The organism is Kushneria avicenniae, assembly GCF_900112585.1.
Classification (GTDB): Bacteria; Pseudomonadota; Gammaproteobacteria; order Pseudomonadales; family Halomonadaceae; genus Kushneria; species Kushneria avicenniae.
The window spans coordinates 183853-200201 of record NZ_FOLY01000003.1; the positions used below are offsets into that span (position 1 = coordinate 183853).

The 16349-nt window shown below is 63.8% G+C and carries 16 protein-coding genes and 1 other RNA gene; 9 read left to right on the forward strand and 8 right to left on the reverse strand.

Annotated elements, in window-relative coordinates; genetic code table 11:
• Positions 1-55: 55 nt before the first annotated feature.
• Genes BM079_RS07255 through BM079_RS07265 form a run of 3 tightly spaced genes read right to left on the reverse strand, consistent with a single transcriptional unit; the run spans position 56 to position 1740 of the window.
• Complete coding sequence (locus BM079_RS07255) at positions 56-772, reverse strand: 16S rRNA (uracil(1498)-N(3))-methyltransferase (protein ID WP_090132393.1); 717 nt, start codon at positions 770-772, stop codon at positions 56-58.
• A gap of 22 nt (positions 773-794) precedes the next feature.
• The gene (secB, locus tag BM079_RS07260; protein ID WP_090132395.1) at positions 795-1265 is read right to left on the reverse strand and encodes a protein-export chaperone SecB; all 471 of its coding nucleotides are present in this window, start codon (positions 1263-1265) and stop codon (positions 795-797) included.
• Between the two features lie 52 nt (positions 1266-1317).
• Positions 1318-1740 (reverse strand): rhodanese-like domain-containing protein, encoded by a 423-nt coding sequence (locus tag BM079_RS07265; RefSeq protein WP_090132397.1) that lies wholly within the window; start codon positions 1738-1740, stop codon positions 1318-1320.
• Positions 1741-2022: 282 nt separating this feature from the next.
• Between BM079_RS07265 and gpmI the strand changes: the two genes are divergently transcribed.
• From gpmI to BM079_RS07285, 4 genes are all read left to right on the forward strand, one after another.
• Positions 2023-3576, forward strand: coding sequence for a 2,3-bisphosphoglycerate-independent phosphoglycerate mutase (gene gpmI, locus BM079_RS07270; RefSeq protein WP_090132401.1), 1554 nt, complete (start codon positions 2023-2025; stop codon positions 3574-3576).
• Between the two features lie 12 nt (positions 3577-3588).
• Positions 3589-4956, forward strand: a complete 1368-nt coding sequence (locus BM079_RS07275) for a murein hydrolase activator EnvC family protein (RefSeq protein WP_139215274.1) — start codon at positions 3589-3591, stop codon at positions 4954-4956.
• Between the two features lie 74 nt (positions 4957-5030).
• Positions 5031-6506 (forward strand): S41 family peptidase, encoded by a 1476-nt coding sequence (locus BM079_RS07280; protein ID WP_090132406.1) that lies wholly within the window; start codon positions 5031-5033, stop codon positions 6504-6506.
• Between the two features lie 63 nt (positions 6507-6569).
• Entirely contained in the window at positions 6570-6797 is a 228-nt protein-coding gene (locus BM079_RS07285) for a hypothetical protein (RefSeq protein ID WP_139215275.1), read from the forward strand.
• 128 nt (positions 6798-6925) lie between these two features.
• Here the strand turns inward: BM079_RS07285 and BM079_RS07290 are convergent, their stop codons facing one another.
• From BM079_RS07290 to BM079_RS07305, 4 genes are all read right to left on the reverse strand, one after another.
• Positions 6926-8167, reverse strand: a complete 1242-nt coding sequence (locus tag BM079_RS07290) for a UbiH/UbiF/VisC/COQ6 family ubiquinone biosynthesis hydroxylase (RefSeq protein ID WP_090132411.1) — start codon at positions 8165-8167, stop codon at positions 6926-6928.
• A 30-nt stretch (positions 8168-8197) separates the two neighbouring features.
• The gene (gene ubiH, locus BM079_RS07295; RefSeq protein WP_090132414.1) at positions 8198-9394 is read right to left on the reverse strand and encodes a 2-octaprenyl-6-methoxyphenyl hydroxylase; all 1197 of its coding nucleotides are present in this window, start codon (positions 9392-9394) and stop codon (positions 8198-8200) included.
• Positions 9391-10734 (reverse strand): Xaa-Pro aminopeptidase, encoded by a 1344-nt coding sequence (pepP, locus tag BM079_RS07300; RefSeq protein ID WP_090132416.1) that lies wholly within the window; start codon positions 10732-10734, stop codon positions 9391-9393. The genes ubiH and pepP overlap by 4 nt, the downstream gene beginning before the upstream one ends.
• A 62-nt stretch (positions 10735-10796) precedes the next feature.
• Entirely contained in the window at positions 10797-11423 is a 627-nt protein-coding gene (locus BM079_RS07305) for a UPF0149 family protein (RefSeq protein ID WP_090132419.1), read from the reverse strand.
• 214 nt (positions 11424-11637) lie between these two features.
• On the opposite strand from BM079_RS07305, the gene BM079_RS07310 reads away from it, so the two are divergent.
• From BM079_RS07310 to BM079_RS07320, 3 genes are all read left to right on the forward strand, one after another.
• Complete coding sequence (locus BM079_RS07310) at positions 11638-11937, forward strand: cell division protein ZapA (protein WP_090132421.1); 300 nt, start codon at positions 11638-11640, stop codon at positions 11935-11937.
• A 69-nt stretch (positions 11938-12006) separates the two neighbouring features.
• A non-coding RNA gene (gene ssrS, locus BM079_RS07315) (6S RNA) lies at positions 12007-12190 on the forward strand.
• A gap of 2 nt (positions 12191-12192) precedes the next feature.
• Positions 12193-12948 carry a 5-formyltetrahydrofolate cyclo-ligase gene (locus BM079_RS07320; protein WP_090132423.1) on the forward strand — a complete coding sequence of 252 codons (756 nt, stop codon included), beginning with the start codon at positions 12193-12195 and terminating at the stop codon, positions 12946-12948.
• 384 nt (positions 12949-13332) lie between these two features.
• Here the strand turns inward: BM079_RS07320 and ilvA are convergent, their stop codons facing one another.
• On the reverse strand, positions 13333-14907 hold the full coding sequence (gene ilvA / locus BM079_RS07325) for a threonine ammonia-lyase, biosynthetic (RefSeq protein ID WP_090132426.1): 1575 nt from the start codon (positions 14905-14907) through the stop codon (positions 13333-13335).
• 135 nt (positions 14908-15042) lie between these two features.
• Here ilvA and rpiA point away from each other — a divergent pair, with 135 nt between their 5' ends.
• Together rpiA and BM079_RS07335 are read left to right on the forward strand one after the other, a co-directional pair.
• A complete protein-coding gene (rpiA, locus tag BM079_RS07330) occupies positions 15043-15729 on the forward strand; it encodes a ribose-5-phosphate isomerase RpiA (RefSeq protein WP_090132428.1) in 687 nt (228 codons plus the stop codon).
• 276 nt (positions 15730-16005) lie between these two features.
• Positions 16006-16344, forward strand: a complete 339-nt coding sequence (locus tag BM079_RS07335) for a hypothetical protein (protein ID WP_090132431.1) — start codon at positions 16006-16008, stop codon at positions 16342-16344.
• Positions 16345-16349: the final 5 nt, after the last annotated feature.

Below are 16349 nucleotides of genomic sequence, written 5' to 3' on the forward strand. Positions count from 1 at the left end.
CCGGTTTGATCAGCGAGCGTCCGGAAGGATGTGGCGGGAAGGATGAAAGCGGGGGTCAGAGATCCCCGTAGCGCGACTGGAGCAGCGACAGCGCCACGATCGGCGCCGTCTCCATGCGCAGAATGCGCGGGCCAAGAATCCACGAGTGAAACCCGTGGGCGTGGGCCCGGGCAACTTCATCGTCGCTGAGCCCACCTTCGGGACCGACCAGCAAAGCGGCGCTGCCTGGTGCCTCCTGCTGCGCCAGCGGCCCGGCGTTATAGGGGTGCAGCACCAGCCTTAGCGTCTCATCGCGCGTAGCCAGCCACTCTTCCAGCCCGATGGCCGGATGAATGGTCGGCACGGTGGCGCGCCGGCACTGCTCGCAGGCGCTGATGGCCACGGCCTGCCAGTGATCACGCTTTTTCTGCGCGCGCTCGCCCTTGAGCCGAACATCACCGTGATGCGTATAAAGCGGGGTGACGGCTGCCACCCCCAGCTCGACCGCCTTCTGGATGGCGAAATCCATGCGATCGCCCTTGCCCACGGCCAGGCCCAGGTGCACGGCAAGCCGCGACTCGGGCAGCGCCAACAGGCGCTCGTCAATCTCGACCTGCACCTCACGCTTCGAGATGACAGTAATGTGAGCGCTCACTTCGACTCCGGCGCCGTCAAAAAGCACCAGCGTGTCACCTTCACGCCGGCGCATGACGCGCGCCACGTGGTGGGCAGCGGCGTCAGGCAGGGTCAGAGTGGCGCCGGGGGTCAGCGCCAGAGGTACATGGATTCGCATGAAGATGTGAAAGCGCTATCGATCAGGCGTCGGCCTGCGGCTGTTCGTTCTGCTGACGCTGGGCGTAGATGGCGTCAAAGTTGACCGGAGAGAGCATCAGTGCCGGGAAGGTGCCGCGACCGACCAGGTTATCGATGCACTCACGCGCGTAGGGGAACAGCACATTGGGGCAGAAGGCGCCCAGAGTGTGATCGAGCTGGGCATCACTGAGACCGGAGATGGCAAAAAGTCCCGCCTGCTGCACCTCGGCGAGAAACGCCGTGGACTCTTCGTCACCGTTATAGACCTGAGCGGTCACGCGCACGCTGACCTCATAGAGACCTTCGCTGATCTGCTGATGATCGTTGTCGACGTCGAGCTTGACCCGCGGCTTGAACTGCTGCTGGAAGATCGCCGGCGAGTTGGGCGCTTCAAAGGAGATGTCCTTGACGTAGATGCGCTGCAGTGCGAACTGAATATTGCCCTGCTCACTGGTGGCGTTGTTCTCTGACATGCTCGTTTCCCGGTTTGTGAGTAAGTAATAACTATCGCGTGACGTGGTGATATCAGCGTGTCACAACGGGCAGGCTATCGGCCACCCACTGTGAATGCCCCCCCTTGAGGCGGCGGGCACCGCTGTAGCCTGCCTTGTGCAGCTTCGTGACGACGCCCCCGCTGTGCTGGCCCATCTTGTCGACCACGATGATGGGCTTGTCCTTGTGCTTTTCAAGGCGCTGCATGTTGTTGTCGAGCTTGTCCGCGGGCACGTTGATGGCACCGGCGATGTGGCCTGCCTTGAACTCCTTGATCTCGCGAACATCAAGGACCATGGCGTCCTCGCGGTTGATCAAATTGGTCGCCTCACCGCTTGTGACCCCCCCGGTGGCACTGCGTCGGGACTCGAAGGCCAGCCAGGCCAGCAACACCACAACAAAGGCACCTACCAGCAAAAGGTGATTCTGGGCAAACTCCAGAAGCTGATCGATCATGGAAATATCTTGACCCCGGTCGTTTAAAATGGCTCGGCGCACGGTCATGCCTGGTCTACCCTGCGGGTTCGGGGAAGCCGTCCGGCAGCTGGATTCCGGCGCGCGCCCAGTATACACAAGCACCCGGCCGTCGTCCGTCCCCGATGATCAATGCTGGCATGCACCGGCTGGGTTATGATGTTCACCATTTCGACGCCCTGATAGCGCTTTTGGCTGCGCACTGGATGCCGGCAGCGCAACCCGGTATCGGGGCTTACATGTACGTGTTCCCGAGGCGAAATCATGTCCACATCGCAGCAACCACGTCCCGTCGCCCTGCTGATTCTCGATGGCTACGGCCACAATCCGGACACGGAAAACAATGCCGTCGCCGCCGCCAGAACGCCCGTCATGGATCGGCTGCAGGAGACCTATCCGCACACGCTGATCAATACCGACGGTGAAAACGTCGGCCTGCCCGAAGGCCAGATGGGCAACTCGGAAGTCGGCCACATGAACCTGGGCGCCGGGCGCGTCGTCTATCAGAGCCTGACCCGCATCTCGAAGGCGATCCGGGACAACGAGCTGGGCGACAACGCCGCCCTGACCGAGGCCATCGATGCCGCCGTCAACGATGACCGCGCTGTCCACGTGCTGGGCCTGCTCTCCCCGGGCGGCGTCCACAGCCACGAGGACCACGTGCTGGCGCTGGCCGAGCTGGCCCAGGCACGCGGCGCGAAGAAGGTCTACATCCACGCCTTCCTCGATGGTCGTGACACCGCCCCCAAGAGCGCGCTGGAGAGCCTGCAGCGGGCCGATGCCCTGCTGCGCAAGCTGGGCGTGGGCCGGGTCGCCTCGATGGTCGGGCGCTTCTACGCCATGGACCGTGACAACCGCTGGGACCGCGTCGAGGCCGCCTGGCAGGTCGTGGTCAACGGTGAGGCCGAGCACGTCGACAACGACGTCGAGCACGCACTCAACGCTGCCTACGACCGCGATGAAACCGACGAGTTCGTGACCGCCACCAGTCTGCGCGACGGCGATGACGACCGGGTCGCCATTCAGGATGGCGATGCGGTGCTGTTTGCCAACTTCCGCGCCGACCGGGCCCGCGAGATTGCCCATGCACTGGTCGACCCGGGCTTTGACGGTTTCAAACGCGACCGCACCCCGAAGGTCCACTTCGTCGCCATGACCCAGTACTCCGATGATCTCGGCGTGCCGGTCGCCTTTCCGCCCAATGACCTGCCCAACACCCTGGGCGAGTTCGTTTCATCCAAAGGCCTGACCCAGCTGCGCATTGCCGAAACCGAGAAATACGCCCACGTGACGTTTTTCTTCTCCGGCGGTCGCGAGGAGGAGTACGAAGGCGAGGAGCGCATTCTCGTCGACTCGCCACGCGACGTGAAAACCTACGACGAAAAGCCCGAAATGAGCGCCTTTGAAGTCACCGACCGGCTGGTCGAGGCGATCGACTCCGGGCGCTTTGACCTGGTGATCTGCAACTACGCCAACGGCGACATGGTCGGCCACAGCGGCGATCTGAAAGCGGCCACCAAAGCCATCGAGGCCGTGGACGAGTGCCTGGGTCGTGTGGTGGAAGCGATCGAGCGCGCCGGCGGCGAGTGCCTGGTCACTGCCGACCACGGCAATGCCGAGCAGATGGTGGACCCGGAAACCGGCAATCCCCAGACCGCCCACACCACCTTCCAGGTGCCGCTGGTCTACGTCAGCCAGCAAAAGGCCACGCTGCGTGATGACGGCCGCCTGTGTGATATCGCGCCCAGCCTGCTGGCCATGATGGGTCAGACCCCGCCGGAAGAGATGACCGGTCGCGTACTGATCGAACGTCAGTAATCGGAGCCTTTGGTGTCATTCACGCTTCACCGGCCTGCGGGCCGGTTTTGGCTCCTGGCCCTGACGCTGGGTCTGGCGGTGCCGGCAGGCGCCGCCAGCCTGGACGCTTCAAAGGCCGAGCTGGACAATATTCGTCAGAACATCGAGCAGACCCAGCGCCAGCTGGAAAGGACCGACGCCCGGCGCGGCAGTGCCCGGGAGGAACTTGAGCAGGCCGAAAAGGCGCTGGCCGACACGCACCGCCGGCTGGACACGCTGGAGCAGGCTCGAAGCCAGACCAGTGAGGCGCTCAGGACCCTTGACCAGCGTCAAAAGACGCTGACCGACCAGCGCGACGCACAGCAGCAGGCGCTGGCCGAGCAGGTCAGGGCGCTGTACAAGCTGGGGGAGCAGCCGCGTCTGAAGCTTCTGCTCGACAATCAGGACCCCGGCGAAATCGATCGCTTTCAGCACTATCTCAACCGGCTCAACGAGGCCCGGGCCGAGCAGCTTGCCCGCCTTGCCTCGCTTAACGAAGAGCTCGAAAACAATCGCGCCCAGACCCTGGAGCAGCAGCAAACGCTCAATCAGCTTCAGGACGAACTCAAAAGCCGTCAGCAGACGCTGGCCGAGCAGCGCCAGGAACGTGAAAAGGCGCTGGCCGGTCTGGAGGCACGCTATCAAAGCGGACGCAGCGACCTGGAAGGCCTTCAGGCCGATCGCGCCGAGGCCGAGACAATGGTCAGCCGGCTTGAGCAGGAGCTGGCCCGTGCCCGCGAGCAGCGCCAGGCACGTGAAAAGGCCGAGCGCGAACGCCGTGCCCGGGAACAGGCGCGACAGGCGCAGGCACAAGGAGAGCGCTCACAGCAGAGCCCACCGCCGCAGACGCCCTCGCAGGAGGACGGCCTGACCAGCGATGAGATGAACGCCACTGCGGACAACGCCAGAAGCGTCCCGACCCGTCGTGCCGACCCGGCCGCCGAGCGCGCCGAGTCGCATGCCAGCGTGACCCACCAGGCCGACCGTCGCGCCGGCAGCTCAAAGTGGCCGGTCAACGGCTCGGTCATCGCAAGCTACGGCAGCGGCGACGGCCTCAACAAGAACGGCGTGCTGATCGCAGCACCCGCCGGCACACCGATTTACGCCGCCTCGGGCGGTCAGGTCGTGTTCGCCGACTGGATGCGCGGCTTCGGCTATCTGGTGATCATCGATCACGGTGGCATACTGTCGCTGTATGCTCACCAGCAACGCCTCGCCGTGGCCTCGGGTGATCGGGTCGAACGAGGGGCTACGCTGGGTTATGTCGGCGATACCGGCGGCCTGTCGCGCCCTGCGCTCTATTTCGAGGTCCGTCGCGGTGGCAAGGCCATCAATCCGCAGAGCTGGCTGGCCTCGCGCTAGCCCGGCACACGCTTCACCCATTGACGGTATCGGGCGTCCTGACGCCCGAGCCCATCCTCGCTGAAGGAGTTTGCATGTTGCTGCGTCATGTCGCCTCAACGCTTGTGCTGTCGTCTGCCCTGCTGCTGACACTGCCGGCCACCGCCGCCGAACCGGCCGCGGACGCGCCGCCGGAAAGCACGCCGGCCAACACCCCCGTTCAACCGGTCGACATCGACGGTGCCGCGGCCAACGATGCCGACAGCGACGCAGGGGCCACCAGCACCCTGCCGCTTGAGGACATCCAGGCACTGGCGCAGGTGTTCGAACGCATCAAGCAGTCCTACGTGGACGATGTCGATGACAGGACGCTGCTGCGCGACGCCATGCGCGGCATGCTGGAAGGGCTGGACCCGCACTCGAACTATCTCGACGAAGACGCCTTTCGCATGCTCCACGAGATGACCGAGGGCGCTTTCGGCGGCATCGGCATCGAGGTCGGCCAGGAGAATAACCGTCTGATGGTCATCTCGCCGATCGACGATACCCCCGCCTCCAAGGCCGGCCTGCAGCCGCGGGATCTGATCATCGAGATCGATGGCAAGAGCACCGACGGCATGTCGCTGGAGGAAGCGGTCGGCATGATGCGCGGTGACCCTGGCACCGAGATCAAGCTGACCCTGGCGCGCGAGGGAGAGGATGCCCCGATCAAGGTCACGCTCAAGCGCGACAATATCCAGACCAACAGCGTCAGTTCGCGCCTGCTCTCACCCGGTTACGGCTATCTGCGCATCAGCCAGTTTCAGGAAAATACCGGCGAGGAGACCAGAAAGGCGATCGCCTCACTGAAGCAGGAGGCGGGCGACCAGGGCCTTTCCGGCGTGATTCTCGATCTGCGCAACAACCCCGGCGGACTACTTGATGGCGCCGTCAGCGTGGCCGATCTGTTCATCGACAGCGGTCTGGTGGTCTACACGAAGGGGCGTCTGGCGGACGCCGACATGCAGTTCGAGGCGCACGCCGATACCGCGCTGCCCGACACCCCCATGGTCGTTCTGATCAACGGCGGCAGCGCCTCGGCCGCCGAGATCGTTGCCGGGGCCCTGCAGGACCATCATCGCGCCGTGGTACTGGGCACCGAAAGCTTCGGCAAGGGCTCGGTCCAGTCGGTCATGCCGCTGGATGACACCACCGGCATCAAGCTCACCACGGCGCTGTATTACACGCCGGGGGGACGCTCCATCCAGGCCGAGGGCATCGAGCCGGACGTGACGGTGCAGCGCGGTCGACTGGAGCTTGAGCAGAACGGATTCGAAATTCGCGAGGCCAACCTTCGCGGCCACCTGCAAAATGCCAACGGCGAGCAGGAACAGGAGCAGACACCGCTGCCCGACTCTCCGATAGCCACCGATGACTACCAACTGGGTGAGGCGCTCAACCTGCTGCGTGGCATCAACGTGTTTCAGCAGGCGGGCCTGCGACGTCACAGTACAAGCGAGACGCCCGAGGCAGCGGCTGCAAACGACGGCCAAAAGGAGGGCGATGACGCGCCGGAGACCACGAGTCCGTAAAAAGCGTCTACGCTGAAAAAGCCAATGGATAATGCCATCCGCTTTGATAAGGAGAAGTACCCGATGAAGAAAGGATTGACAATGAGCGCGCTGGCCGCGGCCGTTCTGCTGGCAGCAGGCTGTTCTTCCTCCGGTGGCGCACCGGAAAACCAGCAGCAGTCCGGCTCAATGTCCGGCGCCAGCGAAACAGCAACGGGCACCGGCAACGCTGGCTCTACGGTAAGCTCCCCTGGCGGCGGCATTGAAAGCAGCAATAACGACAATCCGGCCAATACCCAGTCCGGTATGTAATTCGTGTCCAGTATATGATTCGCGTTCGGAAAGTAAAAAAGGCCCGCCTGAATGGCGGGCCTTTTTATTTGTCTTTTTTATTTCGCGCCTGTTTCACGTGAAACAATGGGCCCGGGGCCGCAGGCAACTCAGGGCGACGGCGGACACATACTCTGCGGCAGGTCATTGCGCTGACCCATGGCCTGCTCGGCCAGCAGGCGGCGCGCCCAGGGCCAGCGCCCGGTCGTGGTCAGCCCCTGATTGCGCAGCACCCGCACCAGCGGCTGGTCGGCGCCAAAGCCGATGCGAAACGCGTCCATGGCCATCAGCATGACCGTATTGTCACCGCGGCGGCGGCGCGAATAGCGCGACAGGATACGAACGTCGCCCATGGGCGCACCGCGTCGAGCAGCGCGCGCCAGCTCCTCGGCCAGCACCGCCACATCCATCAGCCCCAGATTGACGCCCTGCCCGGCCAGCGGATGAATGTTGTGGGCGGCATCTCCCACCAGCGCCACGCCGTCATCAACATAGCGCCGGGCATGACGCTGCACCAGGGCAAAGTCGTGGCGCGGGCTCGCATGCTCGATGCGGCCCAGTCGATGCTCGAAATGCACCGTCAATGCGCGCGTGAACGCCTCATCGTCCATGCCCATCAGCTCGTCGGCAAAGTCGGTGTCGGCCGACCAGACAATCGAGGAGGTCTTTTGATTGTCGTCGATGCTCAGGGGAAGAAAAGCCAGCGGCCCGGTGCCCATGAACCGCTGACGCGCCGTGGCGTCGTGATCGAGCTCGTGACGAACCGTAGCCACCACCGCCCGCTGACCGGTGGCATATTCACGATGGCCAAGCCCTGCCAGCTCGCGAATCTGCGAGCAGGCCCCGTCGGCCCCGACAACCAGCTCGGCTGTCAGGCAGCGCCCGTCTTTCAGGGTGAGACGCCGCCGGCGCTGCTCGATTGCCGAGAGCGCCGTGACCCGGGTACCGGCCATGAGCGTGACGCCCTCCTGCGCGCCCAGCGCCTCGAGCAGCGCATCGCGAATCACGCCGTTTTCGATGATGTGTCCCAGTACGTCGCAGCCCACTTCGGCGGCGCTGAAGTCGATGTGGCCGGTGCCCTCACCATCCCAGACGGCCATCCGGTCGTAGGCACAAAGACGCCGGCGGGCAATGCCCGACCAGACGCCCAGATGGATCATCAATTGCTGTGACGCCGGCGTAATGGCACTGACGCGCGCATCGACCTGCGACGGCTGCCAGCCGGGTTCCAGCTTGCCGCCATCGAGCAGGGCCACGCGATGTCCCTGTCGCCCCAGCATCAGTGCCAGAGCGGCGCCCACCAGCCCGGCGCCGACGATGGCCATGTCAAACTGCGCGGTGTCGGACGTCATGAAGTACTCCGTTGGCGCCACATGCCCTGATCAATGGCGTGCCAGTCCCATGGCACGACGAATCAGGGCGCGCTTGAGCGGCGTGGCAAGATTGAAAAGTCCCAGAGCGGCGCCCCTGACGCCAGAGATGCCCGGCAGTTCAAGGCCGAACAGGCGCACCAGCGTATCGCTGGCCTGCATGATCAGATCCCGATCGCGCTGACGGCGCTGCTCGAAGTCCGCCATGGTGGCGGCTTCACCCGGCGTTCGACCGGCATCGAGCGCCGCTTCGATGGCCGCATTCAGATCCATCACCCCGCGCAGGGCCAGATTGAACCCCTGACCCGCGATCGGATGGATGGCATGCGCTGCGTTGCCCAGCACGGCCAGATGCGGCCGGCTCTGCTCGCGGGCGCGGGACATCGACAGTGCGTAGACATGGCGCGAACCCACCCGTTGAAAGCGCCCCAATCGCGAGCCCATCCTCGACTGCAGCGCCAGCAGGAAGTCGTCATCGCTCATGGCGAGTGTGGCATCGATGCTCTCCGGCGGGCGCGTCCAGATCAGCGCCATGCGACGCTGCGTCAGCGGCAGCAGTGCCATGGCGCCTTCATCCGTAAAGCGCTCGAAGGCCCACCCCTCGTGCGCATGGGCTGTTTCCACGTTGGCGATCAGGGCGTGCTGCTCGTAGTCGTGGCGGTCGGTCGCGATGCCCAGTGACGCCTTGAGGCCGGAGCGTCCGCCATCGGCCAGTACGGTCAGACCGGCGTGTAGCGTCTGCCCACTGTCGAGAACCAGCCGATGGCCGTCAGGTTCCGGCGTCATTCGGTCAACCCGTGCCGGACAGTGCCAGTCGATCGCCATATCGGCCAGGCGCTCGTGGAGGACTCGGCCCAGAAAGGCGTTGGGCAGAACATAACCCAGCGACGGCGTGCCCGCATCACGACGCGACAGATGGGTACGCCCCATTGCCCCGCGCTGGCTGACCTCGATGTCATGGATGGGCGCGGCGCGTGTGGCCAGCTGCGACCAGAGCTCCATGGTCTCGAAATGGGCTCTCGAGCCGTAGGCGATGGCGCTGGAGCGCTCGTCAAAGCTGGGCTGGGCGCCCGAGGCACTCAGCTCGCTGGCCTCGATCACCGCGACCCGAAGCTGATGGCGCTCGATCAGGGGCCCCAGCGCCACTGCCAGGCTCGCCCCCACCAGCCCGCCACCGATAATGGCAATGTCTATTGCGGTCTCGCTCATGTTCGCCCCTGTGCCATCAGCGCCTCGATCTCCCGGACCCGTTTGGGGACATCGCCGGTCAGGACCTCGCCGCCGTCTGCCGTGACGACCACGTTGTCCTCGATGCGAATACCGATACCGCGCCACTGCTCGGCGATATCGAGATCATCGGGAATATAGAGACCGGGCTCGACGGTCAGCACCATGCCGGGTACCAGCGTTCTCGGCGCGCCGTCAGAGTGATAGGCGCCGACATCATGCACGTCGAGCCCCAGCCAGTGAGAAGTGCCGTGCAGATAAAAGCGCTTGTAATGGCCCTGCTCGACGACCGTCTCGACCGGGCCTTCCACCAGTCCCAGCGCCACCAGACCGGCACTCAGATCACGCACGACGCCCTCATGAATGCCCTTGAGCGTGACACCGGGCCGCACGGCACGCAGCGCGCGCTGCTGGGCGCCCAGCACGATCTCGTAGAGCTGGCGCTGGGGTTCGCTGAAGCGGCCGTTGACCGGAAAGGTACGGGTAATGTCGCCGGCGTAGAGCTCGTATTCGGCGCCGGCATCGATGAGCACCAGATCACCATCTGCCATCGCCGCGTCGTTTTCCGTGTAGTGCAGGATACAGCCGTTGGCGCCGCTGCCCACGATGGTGCCATAGGCGGGTGACCGTGCCCCTGCCATGACAAAGGCGTGCTCCAGCGTGGCCTGCAGCTGATATTCGAACATGCCGGGGCGTGCCGTCTGCATGGCGCGAACGTGCGCCCGGGCGCTGATCTCGCCGGCGTGACGCATCAGGGCCAGCTCGTCCTCGGACTTGATCAGACGCTGCTCGTGCAGGATCGCACTGATATCGGCGTAGCCGGACGGCGCCGGCGGCCCGCGCCGCGAGCGCGTCTTGAGCGCCTGGCGCATCTCGCCGGCCAGCGTCAGCGCAGCCTCGTGATCCAGCGGCAGGTAGAGCGTTTTCCGCCCTTCCAGCAGCGCCGGCAGCTGCTCATCACGCGCCTCCAGCGGCCAGGCCTCATCCACCCCCCAGGTGGTGACCGCCCGGCGCGGGCCGACCCGCTTGCCCGTCCAGGTCTCGATGGCCGGGTCGCGGGCCTGACAGAACAGCACGCTCTCACCGGCTTCGCGACCGGGCAGCAGCACCAGCCAGGCCTCCGGTTCGGGGAAGCCGCAGAGATAGTGGAAGTCGCTGTCCTGACGAAAGGGATAATCGCTGTCCTGATTGCGCAGCGACAGCGTCGCGGCCGGGACGAGAATGGCGCTGTCCGGGGCCACCGCCGCGATGAGTCGCTCGCGACGTCGACGATATGCTTCGCTCGTGATGGCGGGCGGGGCGCCCTGCTCTACCTGTGTCACTCTACCCTGTCTCCCGTGACCGGTGTCCTCATGTCCTGATGGCGCGGTGTCGGTCGCCCGGCTCAATGGCGGGGTTCGCCATCCTCACCGTCAAGGCCCTCTTCCTTCAGTCCTTCCTCGAACGACTGCTCGGGTTTTTCGACGTCGGGCTGTCCCGGATGCTGTTCGACATACAGCATCAGGGCCGTCATGCGAGCATGCTCGGTCAGGGCAAACAGATCGTTTTCGTTTTCGCTGCTCTCCTCGATATCGTCATCGATGCGGGAGAGCTGCTCGATATCGCTCACGCCTTCCTGCAGCGGCGTCGACCAGCGGCTGCGCTGGTCATGATCCACCTCGCCGACCACCTCGTGAAAGCCCTGGCACCACAGCGCCAGTGACTGCGCCCGCTCGGCCAGCGAAAACAGCTCATCGGGCAGCAGCGGCTCGAAACTCATCTCCTGGGCATCCAGACGCTCTTTCGCCATCGAGCGCCACGCCAGAAGCTTCTCGGCATCCTCGCGGGTCGCGGGCTCCTCCACGCCCAGCGCAGCGCAGATCTGGCCCAGCCAGTCCTCGGCGCTGATATCCTCAAGCGCCAGACGCGCGCACAGATAGCCGTCGAAAAAGGCCGGCGACTGCAGGCTGCCATGGGCAAGAAAAATATCGCTGATGGTGGCGAAATCGAGGGCGTTATCACCGGACGGCATACTGCATCCCTTGCGTGGTTGTTCCCTTGGCGGGAATCATGAACTCTCGCCCGGGGGCCGCGCGTTGACCGCCCCCGGTCGTCTCTCTATAGTGGTGCTGCAAGCGCAGCGACATGGCCTGCCTGCCGGCAAAAGCGTCAGGCAACGGACCATGCATGGCTGCCCACCATCTTAGCGTAACGGCCGGAAATTGGCCCGTACCGGAAGTGATGTCATGCCGCAAGGTCCTCGTCAGACCGCAGAAATCACCCTGATGGGTCAGAACTTCGTTGTCAGCTGCGCCCCCGGCGAAGAGCAGGCGCTGCACGAAGCCGCGCGCTATTTCGACCAGGCCATGGCCGGTATCCAGAGTCGAGGGCGCACCATCAGCGTCGACAAGGTCGCCATGATGGCGGGGCTGAACATCACTCATGAACTGCGTGATGAAACGCGCCGTCGCAAGGAGCTCGAAGAGAAGCTTGCAGGGCTTGACGCGCGGCTGCAGAAAGCGCTGGAAAAGACCCGCACCTCCTGATCGCTTCCTCGCTGCCCGTCTGAAGGATCAGGTAGCGCAGCCCCCCGCAATATCTGTTAGAATTGACCTCGTTCTCTGGGGTGCTTGCCAGTTGTTTATCGTCCCTTGAGCCTATGCGCAGTACCCAGGGGACCACTATGAGTGGACCTGTGTGCATGTCCGCGCGACGGAAAGCCTGATGGTCCACTTGCGGTCACCCACCTTGAACCAGTAGGTTCAGGGCCAGAACAACAGCGGCATTCCCGGAGAACCCTCATGTCAGTGCGCAGCGCACTCCCCGCGCGCCAATCGCGTCCTCGCAGATCCCGTTCGCTCGCCCTGCGTACTCCACGCCCGCAACGTCGTTTTCCGTTACCCCCCCTGTCCGCCCGTGAGCGCTCAAGCACGCCCCTGCCGGCGTCCGACGATCGTCGAGCCCTGCGACGCGATCTACGCCGACGCCGCCGCACGCTGAGCCAGCATGATCAGCGCCGGGCTTCCATGGCGCTGATACGTCGGCTGATGCGACTGGCGCCGCTGCGCCGGGCACGACACGTGGCACTGTATCTGCCCGAAAACGGCGAGATCGATCCCACCCCGCTGGTGGCATGGCTGCACCGACGCGGCAAGCAGGTCTATCTGCCGGTCCTGCGCCCGCTGGTGGAAAATCGTCTGTGGTTCGTCCACTGGCGCTTTGACACCCGCATGGTGCTCAATCGCTTCAGAATTACCGAGCCCGATCTGCGCCAGAGCGGTGATCGCATTCGCCGCATTGCGCCCTGGGCACTGGATGTCGTCTTGATGCCGCTGGTAGGTTTTGATGCTCAGGGTCACCGCCTCGGCATGGGCGGCGGCTTCTATGACCGCACCTTCGCCTTTGCCTCACGCCCTGATGGTCCTCGCCCGGCGCTCATCGGCGTGGCACACCACTGTCAGCAGGTCGAGCGTCTGCCGCATCAACCGTGGGATGTGAATCTCGATCTGATCGTCAGCGACCGACAGACCCTGACGCCGGCCACTCACAACGCCTGAAAAGCGTGTGATCTCCCCATAAAAAAACGCATCCATTCGGATGCGTTTTTTAAAAGACCTTCCAGAACGCGACAGCGCACCCCGGAATAACGTGCCCTGTTGAAGCACCGTATTTCGTATCCCGATCCCCGAACGGCTAGTACCCCATTACATTCTGGGCATAGCCCGTGGCCACAACGCCCAGTCCGAGAATGACCACCAGAGTAAAGACCAGATCGGGTTTACGTCTCATCACTGCTCCATGACAACAGAAAAACGCACGGGAAACGGCTCTGAAAGGCCGCAGCGGCGCCATCATAGTGGCGCCGCCGAATCAGCACAATATTGAACCCGTCAACATTACACACCGTTGCAATCTAGCGGTTCCCTGCGGCGCATCTGCTGTCAGGAGACAAACAGCCGATAGGCCGGATTATCGGTTTCATGGAAATAGCGATAGCCGATCTCGTCCAGACGCTGCTCGAGCGTGGCACAGTCGGCATCAGGCACCTGCATGCCGATCAGTACCCGACCGTAGGCGGCGCCGTGGTTACGGTAGTGGAACAAGGAGATGTTCCAGCCACCGGGCAGATGATTGAGAAAGTTCATCAGCGCGCCCGGGCGCTCGGGAAATTCAAAGCGATAGAGCCGCTCGCTGAAGGGTTCCTGCGGACGGCCGCCGCCAAGATGGCGAACGTGCAGCTTGGCCAGCTCGTTGTCGGTCAGATCCTCGACGCTGTAGCCGGCCGACTCGAGCTTGCGCGCCACCTCGCGCCGGTCTTCGCCACCGGGCTGTACCTGTACCCCCACGAAGATATGAGCCTGTTCCTTATCAGCGTAGCGATAGTTGAACTCGGTGACCATGCGACGGCCCAGCGCCGTGCAGAACGCCTTGAAGCTGCCGGGGCGCTCGGGAATGGTGACAGCAAAGATGGCCTCGCGCTGCTCGCCGAACTCGGTACGCTCGGCGATATGCTGTAGCCGATCAAAGTTGAGATTGGCGCCCGAATTGATGGCAATCAGGGTTTGCCCCTGCACGCCCTCGCGCTGGGCATACTTCTTGAGCCCTGCCAGCGACAGCGCCCCGGAGGTCTCCGAGACCGCGCGAGTGTCCTCGAAGATGTCCTTGACCGCGGCACACATCTCATCGGTGTTGACCGTGATCACCTCATCGACGTGATGGCGCAGAATCTCGAACGGCGCCTCGCCGATCTGGGAGACGGCCACGCCCTCGGCAAACAGCCCCACCTGATCCAGCGTTACCCGCTCGCCGGCTTCCAGCGCCGCCTTGAGACAGGCCGCGTCCTCGGGCTCCACGCCAATAACCCTGATGTCCGGACGCAGATACTTGATATAGGCCGCCATACCCGCCAGCAGGCCGCCGCCGCCAACCGGCGCGAACACTGCATCGATCGGCCCCTGATGCTGGCGCAGAATCTCCATGGCCACCGTTCCCTGACCGGCGATCACATCCGGATGGTCAAAGGGCGGAATCCAGGCGTAGCCATGCTCTTCCATCAGGGCCCTGGCGTGTATCAGGGCATCATTGAAGGCATCGCCCTTGAGCACCACCTCCGCCCCCCGCGCACGCGCGGCCGCCACCTTGATTTCGGGCGTGATGCGCGGCATGACAATGGTGGCGTGGATGCCCATTCTTTTGGCAGCCATTGAGACGCCCTGAGCGTGATTGCCCGCCGAGGCGGTAATCACCCCCTTGGCGCGCTGCTCGGCATCAAGCTGTGCCATGCAGTTGTAGGCGCCCCGAATCTTGAAGGAGTAGACCGGCTGCAGGTCCTCACGCTTGAGAAGAATGTGATTGTCGAGACGCCTGGACATCTGGGGCATGTCGGAAATGGGCGTCTCGACAGCCGCTTCGTAAACGCGGGCCTGAAGGATTCTCTTGGCGTAGGCTTCCAGCATTCTCATATCCTGGGCAGTGACTTGAAGGGCAACATCCAGCGGCACCGGACAACATGACATGCACGGGCCATTGTTTCACGTGAAACAATGGCCCGCAGGGCGGGCGCGCCACATGCAATGATCGACAGTGCCCGTGATCATCGCCATGATACGCTTGATGGGCCGCTGTAGAACATCACCATATTCGGAGACACCATGACATCCCAGGATCAGTCGAAGCTCAAGCAGGCGGTGGCACAGGCGGCCGTTGAGGAGATACGTTCCGATCTGGCCCGTGACACCATACTGGGCGTGGGCTCGGGCTCGACCGTCAACTGCTTTATCGAGGCGCTCGCGGCGCTGCGCGGTGACTTTGCCGGTGCCGTGGCCAGCTCCACGGAAACCGAGCGGCGGCTGAAGGCGATCGGCATCGAAGTGTTCGACCTCAACCAGGCCGGCACGCTGAGCGTCTACGTCGATGGTGCCGACGAGATCGACGGTGATTTTGCCATGATCAAGGGCGGCGGCGCGGCCCTGACCCGGGAGAAGATTGTCGCGGCCTGCGCCAGACGGTTTGTCTGCATTGCCGACGGCTCCAAGCATGTCCGCCAGCTGGGCGGCTTTCCGCTGCCCATCGAAGTCATCCCCATGGCGCGCTCCCATGTGGCGCGCGAGATGGTCAAGCTCGGTTTCAGTCCCGTCTATCGTCAGGGCGTGGTCACCGACAACGGCAACCAGATCATCGATCTTTATGACCAGCTGATCGATGATGCCCGCGATCTGGAAACCCGCATCAACCAGATTGCCGGCGTGGTCAGCAACGGTCTGTTTGCCCATCGCGGCGCTGACCTTTTACTGCTGGGCACCGCCGAGGGCGTTCAGCGTCTGACACCCTCTCGTTGATCCTTGAAGCCTTGCGCTGCCCCTGCACGCCGTGAGTTACCAGTGACTCACGGCCGATTTCCATACAGCAACATTTGATCACGCTTTAGCCGCAGAACATTACCCTCGTTTATCACTATGATCTGCACGCCACGACTACGCTGCATGAGTTGGGCACCGACAGTCCGGCTCCGTCAGGGAGTCCGGCATGTCGTGAACCAATCACGCCACTGCTGATCATCAGAGAGCATCCGGTCCTCTGAATCGCATCCATCATGACAAGAAAGAGGGTTGAGCATGCAACACGGCAGTGGTGCTGTACTCAAGGACACCCCCGCACCCCTGAATCAGCTGCGCCGGGCGCTGCTGGAGGCTCATGAGACGCTGGGCATGGAAGGCGTCCGAGTCAGGGGCGCGGATCATTCGCTTCATTTCGAACTGATCCGCGGCAATACCATCCGGCCGCTGATGAGCGTGTGGTTCAACATCGAGCGTCATCAGTATACGCTGATGAGCCGAACCACCATCATCGGTCCCGGCGCCCCCATGAGTGATATTCGCACGCGTCTGGCCGCCTATCTCGGCCATCACGCCCGACAGCACGGCTGGCGCCAGGCGTCACGACTGGATCACTAAAGGCC